This window comes from Roseburia rectibacter (genome assembly GCF_014287515.2).
Lineage (GTDB): Bacteria > Bacillota > Clostridia > Lachnospirales > Lachnospiraceae > Roseburia > Roseburia rectibacter.
Map to the genome: position 1 here is coordinate 1,292,840 of NZ_CP092473.1, position 15,767 is coordinate 1,308,606.

General features: G+C 39.6%; 20 protein-coding genes. 15 read left to right on the forward strand and 5 right to left on the reverse strand.

Features of this window, described 5'->3' with window-relative positions; all coding sequences use genetic code 11:
- Nucleotides 1–59: 59 nt before the first annotated feature.
- Nucleotides 60–452 carry a pe-pgrs family protein gene (locus H8S51_RS06175; RefSeq protein WP_241070934.1) on the reverse strand — a complete coding sequence of 131 codons (393 nt, stop codon included), beginning with the start codon at nt 450–452 and terminating at the stop codon, nt 60–62.
- 309 nt (nt 453–761) lie between these two features.
- Between H8S51_RS06175 and ylxM the strand changes: the two genes are divergently transcribed.
- The 10 genes from ylxM (at nt 762) to H8S51_RS06225 (ending at nt 8,022) form a co-directional block, all read left to right on the forward strand.
- Nucleotides 762–1,106 (forward strand): YlxM family DNA-binding protein, encoded by a 345-nt coding sequence (ylxM, locus tag H8S51_RS06180; protein ID WP_117919880.1) that lies wholly within the window; start codon nt 762–764, stop codon nt 1,104–1,106.
- Nucleotides 1,107–2,453: a signal recognition particle protein gene (gene ffh / locus H8S51_RS06185; protein ID WP_118209639.1), complete on the forward strand. Its 1,347-nt coding sequence runs from the start codon at nt 1,107–1,109 to the stop codon at nt 2,451–2,453.
- A 35-nt stretch (nt 2,454–2,488) separates the two neighbouring features.
- Nucleotides 2,489–2,734, forward strand: coding sequence for a 30S ribosomal protein S16 (gene rpsP / locus H8S51_RS06190; protein WP_006858540.1), 246 nt, complete (start codon nt 2,489–2,491; stop codon nt 2,732–2,734).
- Between the two features lie 18 nt (nt 2,735–2,752).
- Nucleotides 2,753–2,983, forward strand: a complete 231-nt coding sequence (locus H8S51_RS06195; protein WP_006858539.1) for a KH domain-containing protein — start codon at nt 2,753–2,755, stop codon at nt 2,981–2,983.
- Between the two features lie 80 nt (nt 2,984–3,063).
- A complete protein-coding gene (locus H8S51_RS06200) occupies nt 3,064–3,801 on the forward strand; it encodes a hypothetical protein (RefSeq protein ID WP_117919726.1) in 738 nt (245 codons plus the stop codon).
- A gap of 15 nt (nt 3,802–3,816) precedes the next feature.
- Complete coding sequence (gene rimM / locus H8S51_RS06205; RefSeq protein WP_186898970.1) at nt 3,817–4,350, forward strand: ribosome maturation factor RimM; 534 nt, start codon at nt 3,817–3,819, stop codon at nt 4,348–4,350.
- Complete coding sequence (gene trmD, locus H8S51_RS06210; RefSeq protein WP_117919722.1) at nt 4,347–5,066, forward strand: tRNA (guanosine(37)-N1)-methyltransferase TrmD; 720 nt, start codon at nt 4,347–4,349, stop codon at nt 5,064–5,066. Before rimM ends, trmD begins: the two co-directional genes overlap by 4 nt.
- 76 nt (nt 5,067–5,142) lie before the next feature.
- Entirely contained in the window at nt 5,143–5,925 is a 783-nt protein-coding gene (locus H8S51_RS06215; protein ID WP_186898969.1) for a metal-dependent transcriptional regulator, read from the forward strand.
- A gap of 44 nt (nt 5,926–5,969) precedes the next feature.
- Entirely contained in the window at nt 5,970–6,827 is an 858-nt protein-coding gene (locus H8S51_RS06220) for an iron transport-associated domain protein (RefSeq protein ID WP_118209643.1), read from the forward strand.
- A 277-nt stretch (nt 6,828–7,104) separates the two neighbouring features.
- Nucleotides 7,105–8,022, forward strand: a complete 918-nt coding sequence (locus H8S51_RS06225) for an Rpn family recombination-promoting nuclease/putative transposase (protein WP_118209644.1) — start codon at nt 7,105–7,107, stop codon at nt 8,020–8,022.
- 378 nt (nt 8,023–8,400) lie between these two features.
- Here the strand turns inward: H8S51_RS06225 and H8S51_RS06230 are convergent, their stop codons facing one another.
- Nucleotides 8,401–9,654 carry a transposase gene (locus H8S51_RS06230; RefSeq protein WP_186898968.1) on the reverse strand — a complete coding sequence of 418 codons (1,254 nt, stop codon included), beginning with the start codon at nt 9,652–9,654 and terminating at the stop codon, nt 8,401–8,403.
- A gap of 283 nt (nt 9,655–9,937) precedes the next feature.
- Between H8S51_RS06230 and rplS the strand changes: the two genes are divergently transcribed.
- Nucleotides 9,938–10,291, forward strand: a complete 354-nt coding sequence (rplS, locus tag H8S51_RS06235) for a 50S ribosomal protein L19 (protein ID WP_006858535.1) — start codon at nt 9,938–9,940, stop codon at nt 10,289–10,291.
- Between the two features lie 41 nt (nt 10,292–10,332).
- Here the strand turns inward: rplS and H8S51_RS18210 are convergent, their stop codons facing one another.
- The gene (locus H8S51_RS18210; RefSeq protein ID WP_186898967.1) at nt 10,333–10,767 is read right to left on the reverse strand and encodes a hypothetical protein; all 435 of its coding nucleotides are present in this window, start codon (nt 10,765–10,767) and stop codon (nt 10,333–10,335) included.
- Between H8S51_RS18210 and H8S51_RS18395 the strand changes: the two genes are divergently transcribed.
- From H8S51_RS18395 to hisC, 3 genes are all read left to right on the forward strand, one after another.
- Entirely contained in the window at nt 10,678–10,917 is a 240-nt protein-coding gene (locus tag H8S51_RS18395) for an aldo/keto reductase (protein WP_334294399.1), read from the forward strand. The two genes, H8S51_RS18210 and H8S51_RS18395, sit on opposite strands and share 90 nt — an antisense overlap.
- A gap of 230 nt (nt 10,918–11,147) precedes the next feature.
- On the forward strand, nt 11,148–12,356 hold the full coding sequence (locus H8S51_RS06245) for a pyridoxal phosphate-dependent aminotransferase (protein WP_186898966.1): 1,209 nt from the start codon (nt 11,148–11,150) through the stop codon (nt 12,354–12,356).
- Between the two features lie 13 nt (nt 12,357–12,369).
- Entirely contained in the window at nt 12,370–13,428 is a 1,059-nt protein-coding gene (hisC, locus tag H8S51_RS06250; protein WP_186898965.1) for a histidinol-phosphate transaminase, read from the forward strand.
- 9 nt (nt 13,429–13,437) lie between these two features.
- On the opposite strand, the gene H8S51_RS06255 is transcribed toward hisC, so the two are convergent.
- Nucleotides 13,438–14,346, reverse strand: coding sequence for a type II CAAX endopeptidase family protein (locus H8S51_RS06255; RefSeq protein ID WP_117922544.1), 909 nt, complete (start codon nt 14,344–14,346; stop codon nt 13,438–13,440).
- A 282-nt stretch (nt 14,347–14,628) separates the two neighbouring features.
- Between H8S51_RS06255 and H8S51_RS06260 the strand changes: the two genes are divergently transcribed.
- A complete protein-coding gene (locus tag H8S51_RS06260) occupies nt 14,629–14,928 on the forward strand; it encodes a YerC/YecD family TrpR-related protein (protein WP_117922545.1) in 300 nt (99 codons plus the stop codon).
- Between the two features lie 84 nt (nt 14,929–15,012).
- Here H8S51_RS06260 and H8S51_RS06265 read toward each other — a convergent pair whose 3' ends face one another.
- Nucleotides 15,013–15,624 carry a DUF1836 domain-containing protein gene (locus H8S51_RS06265; RefSeq protein WP_117922546.1) on the reverse strand — a complete coding sequence of 204 codons (612 nt, stop codon included), beginning with the start codon at nt 15,622–15,624 and terminating at the stop codon, nt 15,013–15,015.
- Nucleotides 15,625–15,767 lie beyond the last annotated feature (143 nt).

A 15,767-nucleotide genomic window follows, 5' to 3' on the forward strand; every position in this document is an offset into this window, starting at 1 on the left:
TTGATCTATGCAATAAATCTGCTTCTGATATTACATGAGAGCATATGCAGTTAAATCTGCTATGATACCGTGTAAGACTGACCTGTCATTGTAAGACTGTCAATACTTGCACCGGAGTGGTTTAAATGGATACCGAGTGTGAGATCAGAACCGGAATTCGGATCAAAAATCAGTTTCACGGAATTGCCGGAGATTGAGGTGGATGCTGTATATCCTGCAACCTCAACCTGGTCGATCGAGTTATTGAAAGAAAGCGTCAGGGTAACACTGCCGGTCACATTGCTCCAATTTACGGCAACCAGACCTTTTCCGCCACCGTCCCATCTGTCCCATACACCTATGTAGGTCGCAGTTACGGAACCGGCTGCGGCATTTGAACCACTTGCAAGGTAAATGCCTTCTGTATGTTCTGGTGTCAGATAAATTGCAGGTTTCTGATATTTATTTTTCATTGGAACCTCCATTCCTGCGCAGTTTTGCGCAAGTACAAAACAGGTTTATTTCATGTGGTACTTTAGTCCGCAATGCATGCCGGAAAAGAGCCTGCAAGCAGTCTTTTTTGTCATTTCCATGTTTGGCATTGCTCATTGCTTACGCATATTATAAACAGCAGAAAAAAGAATTGTCAAGATTGATATAGGAAAAAAGTCTTGTTTTAAGAAAAAATAAATACTGGTGTCAAGAAAAAATGCTTGACACCTATTCTTTTTTATGATAATCTATGCAAGGTGCTGATGTGAGAGTACAGATTGGGATATAAAATGGAAGAAAAGATTGAACAGGCGTATCTCTATGATTTCTATGGAGAGCTTTTAAACGAACATCAGAGAAAGATATACGAGGATTTTGTGTTCAATGATCTCTCACTCGGTGAGATCGCAGATGAAGAGGGAATCAGCCGTCAGGGTGTACATGATATGGTAAAGAGATGTACGAAGACTCTGGAAGGATATGAGAGTAAACTTCATCTGATCGAGAAGTTCCAGACCGCAAGAGGTATGGTAACAAAGATTCATGCATTGACAAAAGAGTTCTATAAGAATCATGACGAGGCAGTATTAGAAGAGATCGAGCAGATCTCCAACCAGATATTAGAGGAGCTATAGATGGCATTTGACAGTTTATCCGAAAAACTCCAGAATGTATTTAAGAACCTGAGAAGCAAAGGTCGTTTGACAGAAGATGATGTGAAGGCTGCTTTAAAGGAAGTTAAGATGGCTCTTTTAGAGGCCGATGTCAATTTCAAAGTGGTCAAACAATTTGTAAAAGACGTGCAGGAGCGCGCGATCGGGCAGGACGTGATGAACGGACTGAATCCGGGACAGATGGTCATTAAGATCGTAAACGAAGAGATGGTTCGCCTGATGGGGTCTGAGACAACAGAAATCGCACTTCGTCCGGGCAAAGAACTGACGATCATTATGATGGCAGGTCTTCAGGGTGCCGGTAAAACGACCACAACAGCAAAGATTGCCGGAAAGTTAAAAGCCAAAGGCAAGAAGGTGCTGCTTGCCGCCTGTGATGTTTATCGCCCGGCAGCAATCGAACAGCTGCAGATCAATGGTGAAAAACAGGGTGTGGAAGTATTCTCCATGGGAGATAAGAACACTCCTGTAAATATTGCAAAGGCTGCGGTAGAGCATGCCACAAAGAATGATTTTAATGTGCTGATCATCGATACAGCAGGACGTCTTCATGTAGATGAAGACATGATGGCTGAATTGATTCAGATAAAAGAAAATGTTGCGGTATCACAGACAATATTAGTTGTTGATGCCATGACAGGACAGGATGCCGTTAATGTTGCGAAGACCTTCGATGAGAAGATCGGAATTGACGGTGTGGTACTTACCAAACTTGATGGTGACACCAGAGGTGGTGCGGCGCTTTCCATAAGGGCAGTGACCGGAAAACCGATTCTTTACGCAGGTATGGGAGAAAAACTTTCTGATTTAGAGCAGTTTTATCCTGACCGTATGGCATCAAGGATTCTTGGAATGGGTGATGTGCTGACTCTCATTGAGAAAGCACAGAGTGAAATCGACGAGGAAAAAGCCAAAAAGCTCGAAGAAAAGATGCGCAAGAATGAGTTTGACTTTGAGATGTATTTAGAATCTATGAGTCAGATGAAAAAAATGGGCGGTCTTTCCAGTATTCTTGGTATGATGCCGGGACTTGGCGGTGGCAAGATGCCTGAGATTGACGAGGGAGCGGCTGAAAAGAATATGGCGCGTACCGAGGCGATCATCTTTTCGATGACAGTCGAGGAGAGACAGAACCCTTCATTGCTCAATCCGAGCAGAAAGCGTAGGATCGCACAGGGAGCAGGCGTTGATATTGCGGAAGTAAACCGTCTTGTAAAGCAGTTTGACCAGGCAAAGAAAATGATGAAACAGATGCCTGGCATGATGAAAAAAGGTAAAAAGGGAATGTTTAAAGGACTTCCTTTTTAATAAATGAACAGCAAAAATTTAAGGAGGTGAAAGTAATGGCAGTAAAGATCAGATTAAGAAGAATGGGACAGAAGAAAGCACCTTTCTATCGTATCGTAGTTTCTGATTCCAGATCCCCGAGAGATGGAAAGTTCATCGAAGAGATTGGAACATATGATCCGACTAAAGATCCAAGCGAGTATCATGTAAATGAGGACTTAGCAAAGAAATGGTTAGCAAACGGAGCTCAGCCAACAGATACCGTAGCAAGAATTTTCAAAAATGCTGGTATTGAGAAATAGGATCAGTGAGGTGGACCTATGAAAGAATTAGTAGAAGTAATTGCCAAGGCACTTGTTGATTGCCCGGATGAAGTTGTTGTAACTGAGACCGAGAATGAAAAAGCGATCGTATTAGAGTTGCGCGTTGCACAGTCTGATATGGGTAAGGTAATCGGCAAACAGGGACGTATTGCGAAAGCGATCCGTTCTGTTGTAAAGGCTGCTGCCTCAAAAGAAGAGAAAAAAGTGATTGTGGAGATTATGCAGTAATCTTCACAGTAAACCGGCGTGATCATGAACATGGTGCAGCCGGTTTTTTTTCTATCAGGGAAGGAAGAGAGGGAATAAGAATGAGAGGTATTGCAAAAAAGTGTTGTATATTTTTAATGACATTCCTGTTAGCTATACAGATGCCGGTAATGGCAAGTGCTGCTGAAAGATTAACGGACACAGGGAATGATACCGTATTTATCGAAGAAAATGTGCTGGATGGGACAGAAGGCATCGTAAATGAATCCTATAAAGGTGCTTATACAAAAATGCGTTTTAGCGGAAAACTCACGCAGGTATATTGCCCGAAAAACAAAAGGACATACGTATATAAAGTAGGAAATATGCCGTCAAACGGAAGAATCACAAAAGTGAGCAGCTCAAATGGAAAAGTGGCAAAGATTGCCATAGGTGACAATAATGTCCGGATCAAACCATTAAAGGCTGGAACCTCAACAATCAAAGTGACGGTAAAAACAGGCAGGTTATTGACAACTTTTACGTCAAAACTGACTGTTTATAAATGGAGCAATCCGGCTGCAAGTTACAAAATTGGAAATAAACAATTAAAAAATCAGTTTAAAAATACAAATATTTATGATTACAAATCTGCAAATAATAAAACATTAAAGTTTGACGTGAAAGCGAAAACAGGATGGAAGATCACGTCATTTACTTATTATGATAAGAACTGGAAAAGTACGTCTTATCTGAATTCGGCAAAAAAGATCAAAGTACAAAAAGGCGGTTCCGTGCAGATTAATTTTACAAATCAGAAAACAGGTCTGGTCGAGAATGTTGTGATCAGGATTAAATGACAGAATGGAGGATTTATGGAGAGTTTACTTCAGGTAGGTGTTATTACAACGACACATGGTGTGCGTGGGGAAGTGAAAGTATTTCCGACCACAGATGATGCAGCACGCTTTAAAAAATTAAAACAGGTAATCTTAGACACTGGAAAAGAAAACCTTACACTCGAAATTGCCGGGGTAAAGTTCTTCAAAAATATGGTGATACTCAAATTCAAAGGATATGACAACATCAATGATGTGGAGAGGTTTCGAAAAAAAAGTTTGTATGTCACCAGGGAAAATGCGGTAAAGTTGAAGAAAAATGAGTATTTTATTGCAGATCTCATTGGACTTAAAGTAACATCGGATGAGGGCGAAGATTTAGGAGAACTGACGGATGTGCTGCAGACAGGTGCAAATGATGTCTATGTAATCAGCAAAGAAGGTGCAGATGATATTTTACTTCCTGCGATCAGAGACTGTGTAAAACAGGTGGATATCGAAGGTGGTACGATGCAGGTTCACCTGCTTGATGGATTAAGAGACTTAAACAGCAGGCGGGAGGAAGCATGAATTTTTACATTTTGACATTGTTTCCGGATATGGTCATGCAGGGATTAAACACCAGTATTATCGGCAGAGCCGCCGAGAAGGGACTGCTCTCGATCGAAGCGGTAAATATCCGGGATTATACGATCAATAAACATAAAAAAGTAGATGATTATCCATATGGCGGTGGGGCTGGAATGTTGATGCAGGCGCAGCCTGTTTATGATGCCTGGAAATCGATCGTTGATAAGATTGGTGCAAAACCGCGTACTATTTACCTTACACCACAGGGACCGACTTTTACCCAGCAGGCTGCAAAGTCGTTTGCGAAGGAGGAGAATCTGATTTTTCTGTGTGGACATTATGAGGGAATTGATGAGCGCGTCTTAGAGGAGATCGTGACGGATTATGTTTCGATCGGTGACTATGTACTGACGGGAGGCGAACTTCCGGCGATGGTCATGGTGGATGCGATTTCCCGCATGGTACCTGGAGTGCTGACAAACGATGAATCCGGTTCTACGGAGTCGTTTGAGGGAGATCTGTTAGAGTATCCGCAGTATAGCCGGCCGGAGGAGTGGATGGGTAAAAAAGTTCCGCCGGTACTCTTGTCAGGCAATCATAAACTTGTAGACGAGTGGCGCAGGGAGCAATCTATTATAAGGACGAAAGAAAGAAGACCGGATCTGTTTGCAAGGGCAGTGCTGACAGAAAAGGAACAGAAAAAGTGGAGACCATAAATGAGCCGTTGCAAACGGCTCATTTTATGTTATAATAGGTTAGCTGAATCTAACGATAAGTAGGGGAGACTATCGGATGACAGACAAAAGAAAACATGAAAAAGAAGATTATTTAAAGGCGATGTATCTGTTAAAGCGGAGAAAGGATCAGGTTACGAGATCAGATCTGGAACGTTATTTTGAGGCATCAGCAAACAAAGTTAACCGTGTTGTGGATAGTCTTTTAGAAGAGGGGTATTTATACAGGGATGATAAACGCCATATATATCTTACGGCAATTGGTATAAACAAAGGAAAGGAATATCTGGAAAAATATCGTATTCTTACGGAGTTTTTAATGATGATATCCGGGATTGACCAGCAGTCGGCAGAACGGAATGCGAAAGAAATTGAATATGTGATCGATGGTGAGGTTTATATGGGGATTCGGATGTTTTTGAAAAACCGTCATGTTTTTTCATATTCTATGAGTGGAAATGATTTAAATTTTCTTTTCCCATACGGAGAGAGGGAGATGCCGATTGCAATTTATACCAAAGAGAGCAGATGTCCAAGGACACTGGCAAAGGAATATAAGGTGTTTAAGAAGAAAGTAAAAGTGAAAATCTGTGATGAGAGTTATCTTTACCTGGAGTTAGAGCAGAAAAGGAATGAACCAAAGGTCTTTTATTATTATGGGGAAGAATGGCGTGTGGCAAAAAGACAGGATGGAAGATATGCAATATTAACGGAGGCGCTTGAATGTAATGTGCAGCGGAGCGACCTGATATCAGAAGGAACCGTTGCATTGATCGTTCAGATGAAAGATGAGGAACCGAAAGAGGATGATATCTGTATCCTTACCGTTTCCCTGATCTGATCGTGAAAATGGCTGTGTAATTGCGAAAAAGGAGTTTACAGGAAATGTTTATCAGTGAAATTGAAGAGTGCAGACCAACAATGTTTCAACTGCAATGTCTGAAAAGATTAAGAAAACAGCAGCAGGATGGGGCAGGCTGTAATGAAGCGGAAATTGCAAGGAGTCTTTCTGTGAATCGATCTACGGTCTCAAGATGTTTAAAACGCAGCGTGGAACTTGGTATTCTGACGGAAAATGGATATGAATTTACGAAAAAAGGAAATGAAGTTTTAGAATATTATCTGGATGTAGAAAAGGAATTAATTTATTATTTTGAGCGGATCGGTGTGGAAAAGGAGGCACGTTATCAGGCGGTAGCAGGAATGCTTGATGCAGTTGATATCAAAACGATCCAGACAATATGCCAGAGAGAAAAAATGCATTTGCAGTATGAAAATATCGGGCAGAAAAATCTGGGGCAGATGCTGGATGATCCACAGGAAAATGCAGGAGTGGTACTGCCATATGGTACATATGAGGTTGATTTTTCTATTTACCGGCAGGGCAGGGAATGTAAGAAACTTTCCATGGCAGATCGTGGATTTGAAAAACCGGCAAAGTTATATGTGTGTCAAAAAGAGTCATGTCTCGAACTTTGTATCAGGGAGGTTACTGCATATTCGGGCAACAATCATCGGATGCTGCTGCACGGCCATTTGCAGACAATCAAATGTAAGTGCAGGGATGATGGATTGAAAAAATTGCCGATTGAGAATGGTATTGTGCGGATACCATTTGATGAGATCTGTTTAGAATCGCTTCCGAATGGAAAAATAACCGGTCAGATACAACTGACGATGACATGCAGTGTCGGTGTTTTACATATGCCGGAAAGTATTGCTACACTGGTTCTTAGAATGTAGCAAACTTCCTGCAGAACATTGAAATAAGATAAATTGAAATAGGGGAACGATATATTTATTTAAAACTTGTCAAAAACACTACAATTGTGATAATATATATTCATATGAAAAATCCGTTCGGACATTCTATTGTCCGGACAAGGCTCTTATCATGGAGCACACTCATATTTTAAATCCGGCGTTTCGCCAAAATTTCAACAATAAAGATCGTGAAATGAATCAAAAAAGTAAAAAATCAAAATTCAAAATGAAAAAGAAGGAGTAGAGGAGACTGCCTATGGCAAAAGAAGAAAAACAAGTACGTGCATCTTACCTTGAAGCGACAGGACGCATTGATTATGGAATGACCAATGATTACATGTTCCGTGCAATATTACAGAGAAATGAAAAAGTATTAAAGGGACTGATCTGCTCTCTGTTACATTTAAAACCAGAAGAAATAACATCAGTCAGGATCACGAATCCGATCGAACCTGGGGACAATTATGATGCAAAAGAGTTCATACTGGATATTGTGGTACTGTTGAATGATACCACACTGATCAATCTGGAAATGCAGATGGAGAATGAATTGAACTGGGAAGACCGTTCCTTAAGTTATCTGTGCCGCTCTTACGACCAGCTTTGCCGGGGAGAGGAATATACAATGGCAAAACCGGTGATACATATCGGATTTCTAAACTTTCCACCATTTGCAGGAAGCCGGGAATTTAATGCATCCTATAAACTTATGAATGTAAAAAATCATCGTATATATAGTGACAAATTTATTTTGAATGTGATAGACTTAACACAGATAGAACAGGCAACTGCGGAGGATAAAGCCAGCCGAATAGACTACTGGGGGAAGCTGTTCACCGCAACCACATGGGAGGAGATCAGAATGCTTGCAAAGAAAAGTAAAACAATGGAAGAAGCATCCAAAGCATTATATGAATTAAATGCAGATGAGATCACACGCCAGAAATGCCGCGCAAGGGATGACTATTACAGACTGCAGAACACGATAAACAAAAAGATGGAAGAACTTACGGAAGAAAATCAAAGCCTGACAGCCGAGAAAGAAAGCCTGACAGCGAAAAACCAGAATTTGACAGCAGAGAAAGAAAAACTGGAGTTAGAGAAGCAGGCTTTGGAAAAACTTCTTACCGAACATGGAATCTCATATCCTGTGCACACAGATGAAGTACTTTGATTTCATAAAACAAAAGTTTATACCACAGTAACACCATCTGTATCAAGGAAGAACTGCATAACCGATACAGGTGGTGCCAACATTTAATGATAAGATTTTCTCAACACATCAAAAAACGTTGCATGTCTGCAACACACAATTTCCCCAATAAAAACAAGCTATACAAGGAAAACGGAATAAAAAAACAGAGATAAAATTGTAAACTTTCCACCAAAAACACCTTGAGTTTCCGCAAAATGTAATCAAAACATGATTACATCTTCCCAAAGCACCAATCTGTCAGTTTTTTTGATATTTTAGATTGACAGTTCTATGAGTAGAGGCACTTTAATAAGCCCCACCGGAATCGGGCTTTGGGAGATGTATTCTTTTATCTATCTAAGCGGTCAGCTTAAGGCAGAGTTGACGATATGCCGGACGTTTTGTCCGAAACCACAGCCTGACGCCTTCTTTTGCATATGATAGTATGCCGGAGATACCTTTGGCTAACCGGTAATAGCAGAAATGTACTTTTTCCTTTACAGGGTCTGCTTTTTGTATGATTGCAACCTTTAGGGCATGCGTTTCTGGTTTCATGGACATATGTGCCAGAAATGCCATGCACAGGGTAATATAAAAATTCAGGGCATTGATTGCAGCGAGCTTCCTCACACGGAAGTTTTCAAACTGAAACATCTGCTTCTTACAGCGGAAATATTCCTCAATGCGCCATCTGGAAAAGTAAGTCAGGGCGATATTTACCACGTCTTCTTTGGATTTGATTTTCTTATTGGTTGCAAGCATCATGGGATGTTCTGTAATGCCGTAAACCAGTACGAGATAAATATCTTTCTTTGAAGCGGTAATCTGTACTTTCACATGAGAAAGATAGGCATCATGCTTTTTACCCTTGTATGTCAGGGCAGTTTTAATCTTACCCTTTCTCTGATTACGAAGCTGTGTGGCAGGAACCCATTTTCCATGGAAGAAGAGTTTCCTTTTGGCAGTAAGACGGATGACATAGTCCTGTTCCAGTTCATCAAGTTTCAGAAACATCTTGTTGTCATCGTAGCCTCTGTCCATGGCAAAGGTTGCTTTGCCAAAGAGAGCTGCACCACGTTCCATTGCAGAAAAAGTAACATCATTTATAGAGGTAAAATGTTTTTCTTTTGAAGAATGAATTTCTGAAAAAATACTGACAGGATGATTATTTTTAGTGAGAACACAGGCTTCTGTTACATGATATCCTTTTTCATAAACTGTTTTGGAAGCAGTACTTTTAGAGCCATCTCTGACAAGTCCGAGAGCTTCAAATTTGTAACCATCAGGCTTTACAACATCGCTGTCATCAATGTGTATGACAGGTTCTTGCGGAGCCCATTTACGGATGGCAGTAAGATAAGATTTAAGCGTGGTGGAGGAAATGCCATTGTTTAAATGTCTGGTCAGCCGTTCAACAGAATTGACCTTTTTGGAATCTTCGTGAAGCTGATCCACAACATCGGTTAAAAGACAGCTTCTGGAGGCAAGCATACCATAAGTCATCTCGGCAGAAAACTTTTTGTCCGGCTTGGACAGGTGTTTTGAAATTTTATTTGAAAAAGTTAAAATTTCCCGTTTCAAAGTATAAGTATTTGTTGTAGAATTAAGCATAAGGAGTCCTCCTGATTTTTGTTTAGTATCTTTTTGATTAGACACCTTAATTTTACTACAAAACAGGAAAGGATTCCTTATATTTTGGGCATTTTTTGAAAGTTGTTTATGACGATGATTATGAAAACGGGGCTTTGTGGATAAAAGTACGGAAACTCAAGTAAAAAATATCTTTACAATCACAAATTTATGTGATAAGATATAATAGTTGTGAGTAAAAATAGATGGTCCTCTGTTACGAATTCGCGTATTAAGAACATCCAAATTATCAGGAGGTCACAAAATGAACGCAAGTGAAATCATTAAGAACATTGAAACAGCACAGTTAAAAGCAGAAGTACCGGAGTTCCGTGTTGGTGATACTGTAAAAGTTTACGGTAAGATCAAAGAGGGTAACCGTGAGAGAATCCAGGTATTCGAGGGTACTGTACTTAAAAAACAGGGTGGAAGCAACCGTGAGACATTTACTGTAAGAAAAATCTCTAACGGTGTCGGCGTAGAAAAAACATGGCCGTTACATTCTCCGAACGTTGAGAAAGTAGAAGTAGTTCGTCAGGGTAAAGTAAGACGTGCTAAATTATTCTACTTAAGAGATCGCGTTGGTAAGAAAGCAAAAGTAAAAGAGTTAGTAAAATAGTAGATGTAAAAGAAAAGCTGCAGTGGAAACACTGCAGTTTTTTAATTTTTCGGACGTGCACTGCGGACTAAAGTACTTATGGTACAATAAGTAACATGAACTTCTGCATCGGTCAAAGGGATCGCTTTCCGGTCTTTCATGGGCTGGTTTAAGGGTGTTGCGATACTGGTGGAAAAACATAACAATGAGGAGTTCCGGACCAGTTCCTCAAACTCAAATTCATCTGTCTGTATCAGAAAACGTGATGCAGGCATTTTTTGTTTTACCAGTTCAGTCCAGAAACCGATCTGGTCACGGAGAAGGCAGTTAAAGCCATTGAGCTGCGTGAGACTTAACTCGGCGTTATCTATAAAAACGATTTCTTCAACATTCCGGTACTCAAAGAAATCGGAACAAAATATGGAAAGAGTGTAGCTCAGGTAGCACTCCGCTTCCTGCTTCAGAATGGGGTAGTTGTCATCCCGAAATCTACCCACGAAGAAAGAATGCAGGAAAACTTCAATGTGTTTGATTTTTCACTGACCGATGAGGAAATGAAGCAGATCGAAGCACTTGATACAGGAGAAAGTTTATTCTTTTCACATTATTCACCGGAAACCGTGGAATGGTTTATGAGTATTGTATAGATAACAGGCTTGTAAAAGCGTATTGCAGTTTATGGAAGCTGCAATACGCTTTTCGTGTATAATAGGGAAAAATCGTCGCATTATGGAACATCAATAATTCCAATGAAAATAGCATTTACTTCTTTATAGTGCTGTGGTAAAGTATTTAAAGATATATTATAAATACACTTCTTTCAGTGGGATTTGTGTGATCTGCAACAACAGAAATGTATACGAATGGAGATAGAATTATGGTTTCAAAAAGAATACAAAAGGCTTTACTCGGAAATTCTGCGATCCGTGCAATGTTTGTAGAAGGAAAAGCAATGGCAGAAAAATATGGTGCAGAGAATGTCTATGATTTTTCTCTTGGCAATCCAGCAACACCGGCTCCGGCAGCGTTAAATAACAGTATCCGTGATCTGTTAGACGAGGCAGATAAAAAAGGTGCATCAGGTTCTCTGGAATTACACGGATATATGGAAAATGCCGGCTATAAAGATGTGCGTGAAGCGATCGCAGAGAACTTAAACAAACGTTTTGGTACTGCATTTGATGGTCAAAATATTGTAATGACAGTCGGTGCAGCAGGCGGTCTTAATATAATTTTTAAGACAATTTTAGATCCGGGAGATGAGGTGATCGTGTTTGCACCATTTTTCGGTGAGTATCGTCAGTATGCAGCTAATTTTGATGCGGATATTGTAACGGTAAATCCGGATCTTCGGACATTTCAGCCGGATTTAGCTGACTTTGCGGCAAAGATCACAGGAAAAACAAAGGCACTTATCGTCAATACACCAAATAATCCGACAGGTGTGATTTACAAACCTGAGACGATGCAGGCAATCGCTGCTATCTTAGAAAAGAAACAGGAAGAATACGGACATGACATTTATCTGATATCAGATGAGCCTTATCGTGAGCTGGTTTATGATGGAAATAAAGAAGATTTTCTGACAAAATATTATAAAAATACGATCGTTGGATATTCTTTCAGCAAATCATTATCACTGCCGGGAGAACGTATCGGTTATGTGGTAGTTCCAAATGAGGCATCTGATGCCGAAGATCTGATACGCGGTATTGAGATATCAAACCGTACGCTTGGATTTGTCAATGCACCATCTTTGATCCAGAAAGCAGTTGCAAGATGTTTAGATGAAAAAACAGATGTTTCTTTTTATGATGAAAACCGAAAGATGTTATACGATGGCTTAACGAATCTTGGCTTTACCTGTATCAAGCCGGAAGGAGCATTTTACCTGTGGGTGAAATCTCCGGTCGCCAATGAAGAAGAGTTTGTAGAAGAGGGCAAAAAGCTGCATCTTCTGATGGTAAAAGGAAGTGCATTTGGATGTGGCGGATTTGTACGCCTTGCTTATTGTGTTTCTCATGAGACAATCAAAAATTCACTTCCTGCATTTGCAAAATTAGCAGAAGTGTATGGACTGAATTAGTAGGAGGCATAGAATGGGTAACTGGGAATCTTATGTAAGAAAAGTAGTACCTTATGTTCCGGGAGAGCAGCCACAGGAACAGCGTATGATCAAATTAAATACAAATGAAAATCCGTATCCACCGGCACCAGGAGTGATCCGTGCACTGAAAGAGTTCGATACAGACCGGCTCAGATTATATCCGGAGCCGGCCTGTAAAGTTCTTGTCGATGCGATCGCAGAGTATTATGGTTTAAAGAGCAGTCAGGTTTTTGTGGGTGTTGGATCTGATGATGTACTTGCAATGATCTTTATGACGTTCTTTAATTCTAAAACACCGATCTGGTTTCCGGATATTACGTATTCGTTTTATGATGTGTGGGCAGATATGCTTCGGATACCATATGAGGTAAAAACGTTAGACGATAATTTCCAGATCGTAAAAGAAGATTATTATGGCGAAAATGGAGGCGTAGTTTTTCCAAATCCAAATGCACCGACAGGAATTTTAATGCCACTTTCAGAAATTGAGGATATCATAAAGCATAATCAGGATGTGATTGTGGTTGTGGATGAGGCATATATCGATTTTGGAGGGGAGAGTACACTTCCTCTGATTGAGAAATATGATAATTTGCTGGTGGTCCAGACTTTTTCAAAGTCACGTTCCATGGCAGGCATGCGTATCGGCTATGCAATGGGAAATGAAAAACTTATTAAATATATTAATGATGTGAAGTACTCATTTAATTCCTATACGATGAATCAGACAGCACTTGCACTTGGTGTGGAAGCAATAAAGGACAAGGACTACTTCGAAGAGACCAGACAGCGTGTAATAGCGACCCGTGAATGGACAAAGAAAGAGCTTGCAAAACTTGGTTTTTCATTTGGAGATTCCATGAGTAATTTTATCTTTGCAACACATGAGCGTGTGCCGGCAAAAGAATTGTTTGAGGCTTTGAAAAAAGAACATATTTTTGTGCGGTATTTTTCAAAAGAACGAATCAGCAATTATCTGAGGATCAGTATCGGAACAAAAGAAGAGATGGAAGAACTGATTCGTTTCCTGAAAAATCATCTGCAGAGATGAAACCGGACGTTAATTGAATGGAGGAAAAGTATCATATCCCGTATTTTCAAGTGGCAGAATAGACATTTGTTTTTGAACCATGCGGTTTGATCCAAAATGGAAGAGGACAAAACCGCATGAGATACAGATCACTCCTGTGGCAAAATAAAGGATGAAAAAGAGTGCACTGCTGCCGGTTGGTAAAATGCTGCTTATGACGGTTCCCCAGAAGTTAAATAACATGTGAAACAGGATAGACTGATAAATACTGCCACCTCTTTCACAGATGTAACCCAGAATCATACCGAGGAAAAATGCATAGATTCCCTGTATCATATTCATGTGGAAAACTCCGAATAAAAGTGCCTGCATGATGTTTGCTGCCCAGAACGGAAATACTTTTTTTGCCTGATGCATGGTAACACCGCGAAAGAGAAGTTCTTCACCGATTGGGGCAAGCAGGACGGAGTAAAAGAACATGGATACGGTCAGCCCATTTGTCATTCCTGCAGTGTCCATAAGTTTTTCATAGGCTTTCATCCACTGTGGAAACAAAGATGCCAGGAAAGAGACCAGATAGGTCGACAGACACTGTGTACCAGGTACTAAAAGGATGATCCCAATAACGGAAAGCGGATGGAAAATCTTTCCCGGGTGAACCAGATAAATCCCATGATATCCGGCATGGTACCATAGACCGAATGCTCCGATACAGAGCAGGGAAAATACGATCATGATCATGGTATTTACGCGCGTTGAGGACCAAAGGTTTAAAGTATTGTTCCAAAGCTCTGTATAGACATGGCTGGAAGAAAAAATATAGCGGATATGTTCATAAAACAGGGCTACTCCCATTACAAAAAACATGGCAAGGTACTGGAATGCTATCGCAAGCAAAAATGGTATAAAAGTAAAGAAAAATGAGCCTATTTTTTTCATGTGGAATGCTCCTTTACAGGGTAAAATATTTGTTGGTAAAAAATATTATAGCAAACATATGTTTGAAAATCAATAGAAAAGAAATAAAAATCAGAACAAATGTTCTGATTTTGTAAACCGATATATTTCATTGCATTTACATGGAGAAAATGATATAATAACGATCTGCGAAAAAAATAAAATAACAAAAATATCTATTTACTTTAAAACTTTAATATGCTAAAATGCAACATAGATGTATAGCGCACATAGCGTGCAATCAATAAAAAAGGAGAAAGGATTATGAGCAAGAAACTTAGGACAGAGGCAGTGGATCATCTGTTTGATGCTATTTTAAGCCTCCAGAACAAGGAAGAATGTTATACATTTTTTGAAGATGTATGTACTGTGAATGAGCTGCTTTCTTTATCACAGAGATTTGAAGTTGCGAAGATGCTTAGAGATCAGAAGACATATCTTGATATCGCAGAAAAGACCGGTGCTTCCACTGCAACGATCAGTCGTGTAAACCGTTCATTGAATTATGGCAATGACGGATATGATATGGTTTTCTCAAGACTTCAGGAAAAAGATAAAGAATAGAAATAAAAAGAACCGCTATTCTGGCAGACAGGTGTATATGCAAATATATGATCATCTGTCTTATCAGAAATAGCGGTTCTTCTATTATTTTTTGGATGGTTTTGTGTCCGGATCTTTTGAAGCCATCTGGTCGATCATTTTTTCAATCAGAGTTTTTTTGATGTATACGTCATAACTGAGCATACAGATAAAACTGAACGTATGCAAAAGATCGGCTTCTTCTTCCGATGCATCCGGGAATGTTTTCATGGAAGTGTTGAATTTCTTTGCAAGATCTTTCATGAGGTTCTGTGTTTCCGGATGTTCTAAACTGAAAACTTCTTTATAGATATCTTCGAGACTGTAGTGCTCGTCATTGCCGAAGTATTTTTCTGTGATCGGATTTAAAATCCCCTGGATATCGCTGATACTTAAAATACTCTTCAGATAATAAATAAAGATCAGAACCAGTACATGTTCTTTGGTATATTTCTTCTTTTCCGGTGGAGGAAGAAGGTTGTTTTTTGCATAATTGTTGATCATTGTCTTAGTCAGGATTTTGTCGTCATCATGACGCTTGGAAGCTGCAAGCTGTGAATCCATAAATGTGGTTACCTGATCCATATATAAATCAATATTCGGAATATCTTCCGGTTTGACGTAATCAATCTGCTGTAAGGAATCTAAGATTGAACGTAAAAATTGTTTCGTATCCATATTTGTGTCACCTCTTATCACATTATATAGTAATGAAAACTAGATGACAAGATATAAATGAAAAAATAATTTAACAAAATAATTCAAGATAGGTTTTATTGCACGAAAAGTACATGTTATAGTATAATAGCAATCAATGAAAG

Bases quoted from the DNA above. Each gene is read 5' to 3' on its own strand.
- H8S51_RS06215 (WP_186898969.1), top strand. From the start codon at position 5,143: ATGACAGACAAAAGAAAACATGAAAAAGAAGATTATTTAAAGGCGATG.
- H8S51_RS06175 (WP_241070934.1), bottom strand. From the start codon at position 452: ATGAAAAATAAATATCAGAAACCTGCAATTTATCTGACACCAGAACAT.
- H8S51_RS06260 (WP_117922545.1), top strand. From the start codon at position 14,629: ATGAGCAAGAAACTTAGGACAGAGGCAGTGGATCATCTGTTTGATGCT.
- trmD (WP_117919722.1), top strand. From the start codon at position 4,347: ATGAATTTTTACATTTTGACATTGTTTCCGGATATGGTCATGCAGGGA.
- H8S51_RS06195 (WP_006858539.1), top strand. From the start codon at position 2,753: ATGAAAGAATTAGTAGAAGTAATTGCCAAGGCACTTGTTGATTGCCCG.
- ffh (WP_118209639.1), top strand. From the start codon at position 1,107: ATGGCATTTGACAGTTTATCCGAAAAACTCCAGAATGTATTTAAGAAC.
- H8S51_RS06220 (WP_118209643.1), top strand. From the start codon at position 5,970: ATGTTTATCAGTGAAATTGAAGAGTGCAGACCAACAATGTTTCAACTG.
- H8S51_RS06265 (WP_117922546.1), bottom strand. From the start codon at position 15,624: ATGGATACGAAACAATTTTTACGTTCAATCTTAGATTCCTTACAGCAG.
- H8S51_RS06200 (WP_117919726.1), top strand. From the start codon at position 3,064: ATGAGAGGTATTGCAAAAAAGTGTTGTATATTTTTAATGACATTCCTG.
- rpsP (WP_006858540.1), top strand. From the start codon at position 2,489: ATGGCAGTAAAGATCAGATTAAGAAGAATGGGACAGAAGAAAGCACCT.
- H8S51_RS06245 (WP_186898966.1), top strand. From the start codon at position 11,148: ATGGTTTCAAAAAGAATACAAAAGGCTTTACTCGGAAATTCTGCGATC.
- H8S51_RS06230 (WP_186898968.1), bottom strand. From the start codon at position 9,654: ATGCTTAATTCTACAACAAATACTTATACTTTGAAACGGGAAATTTTA.
- H8S51_RS06255 (WP_117922544.1), bottom strand. From the start codon at position 14,346: ATGAAAAAAATAGGCTCATTTTTCTTTACTTTTATACCATTTTTGCTT.
- hisC (WP_186898965.1), top strand. From the start codon at position 12,370: ATGGGTAACTGGGAATCTTATGTAAGAAAAGTAGTACCTTATGTTCCG.
- ylxM (WP_117919880.1), top strand. From the start codon at position 762: ATGGAAGAAAAGATTGAACAGGCGTATCTCTATGATTTCTATGGAGAG.
- rplS (WP_006858535.1), top strand. From the start codon at position 9,938: ATGAACGCAAGTGAAATCATTAAGAACATTGAAACAGCACAGTTAAAA.
- rimM (WP_186898970.1), top strand. From the start codon at position 3,817: ATGGAGAGTTTACTTCAGGTAGGTGTTATTACAACGACACATGGTGTG.
- H8S51_RS06225 (WP_118209644.1), top strand. From the start codon at position 7,105: ATGGCAAAAGAAGAAAAACAAGTACGTGCATCTTACCTTGAAGCGACA.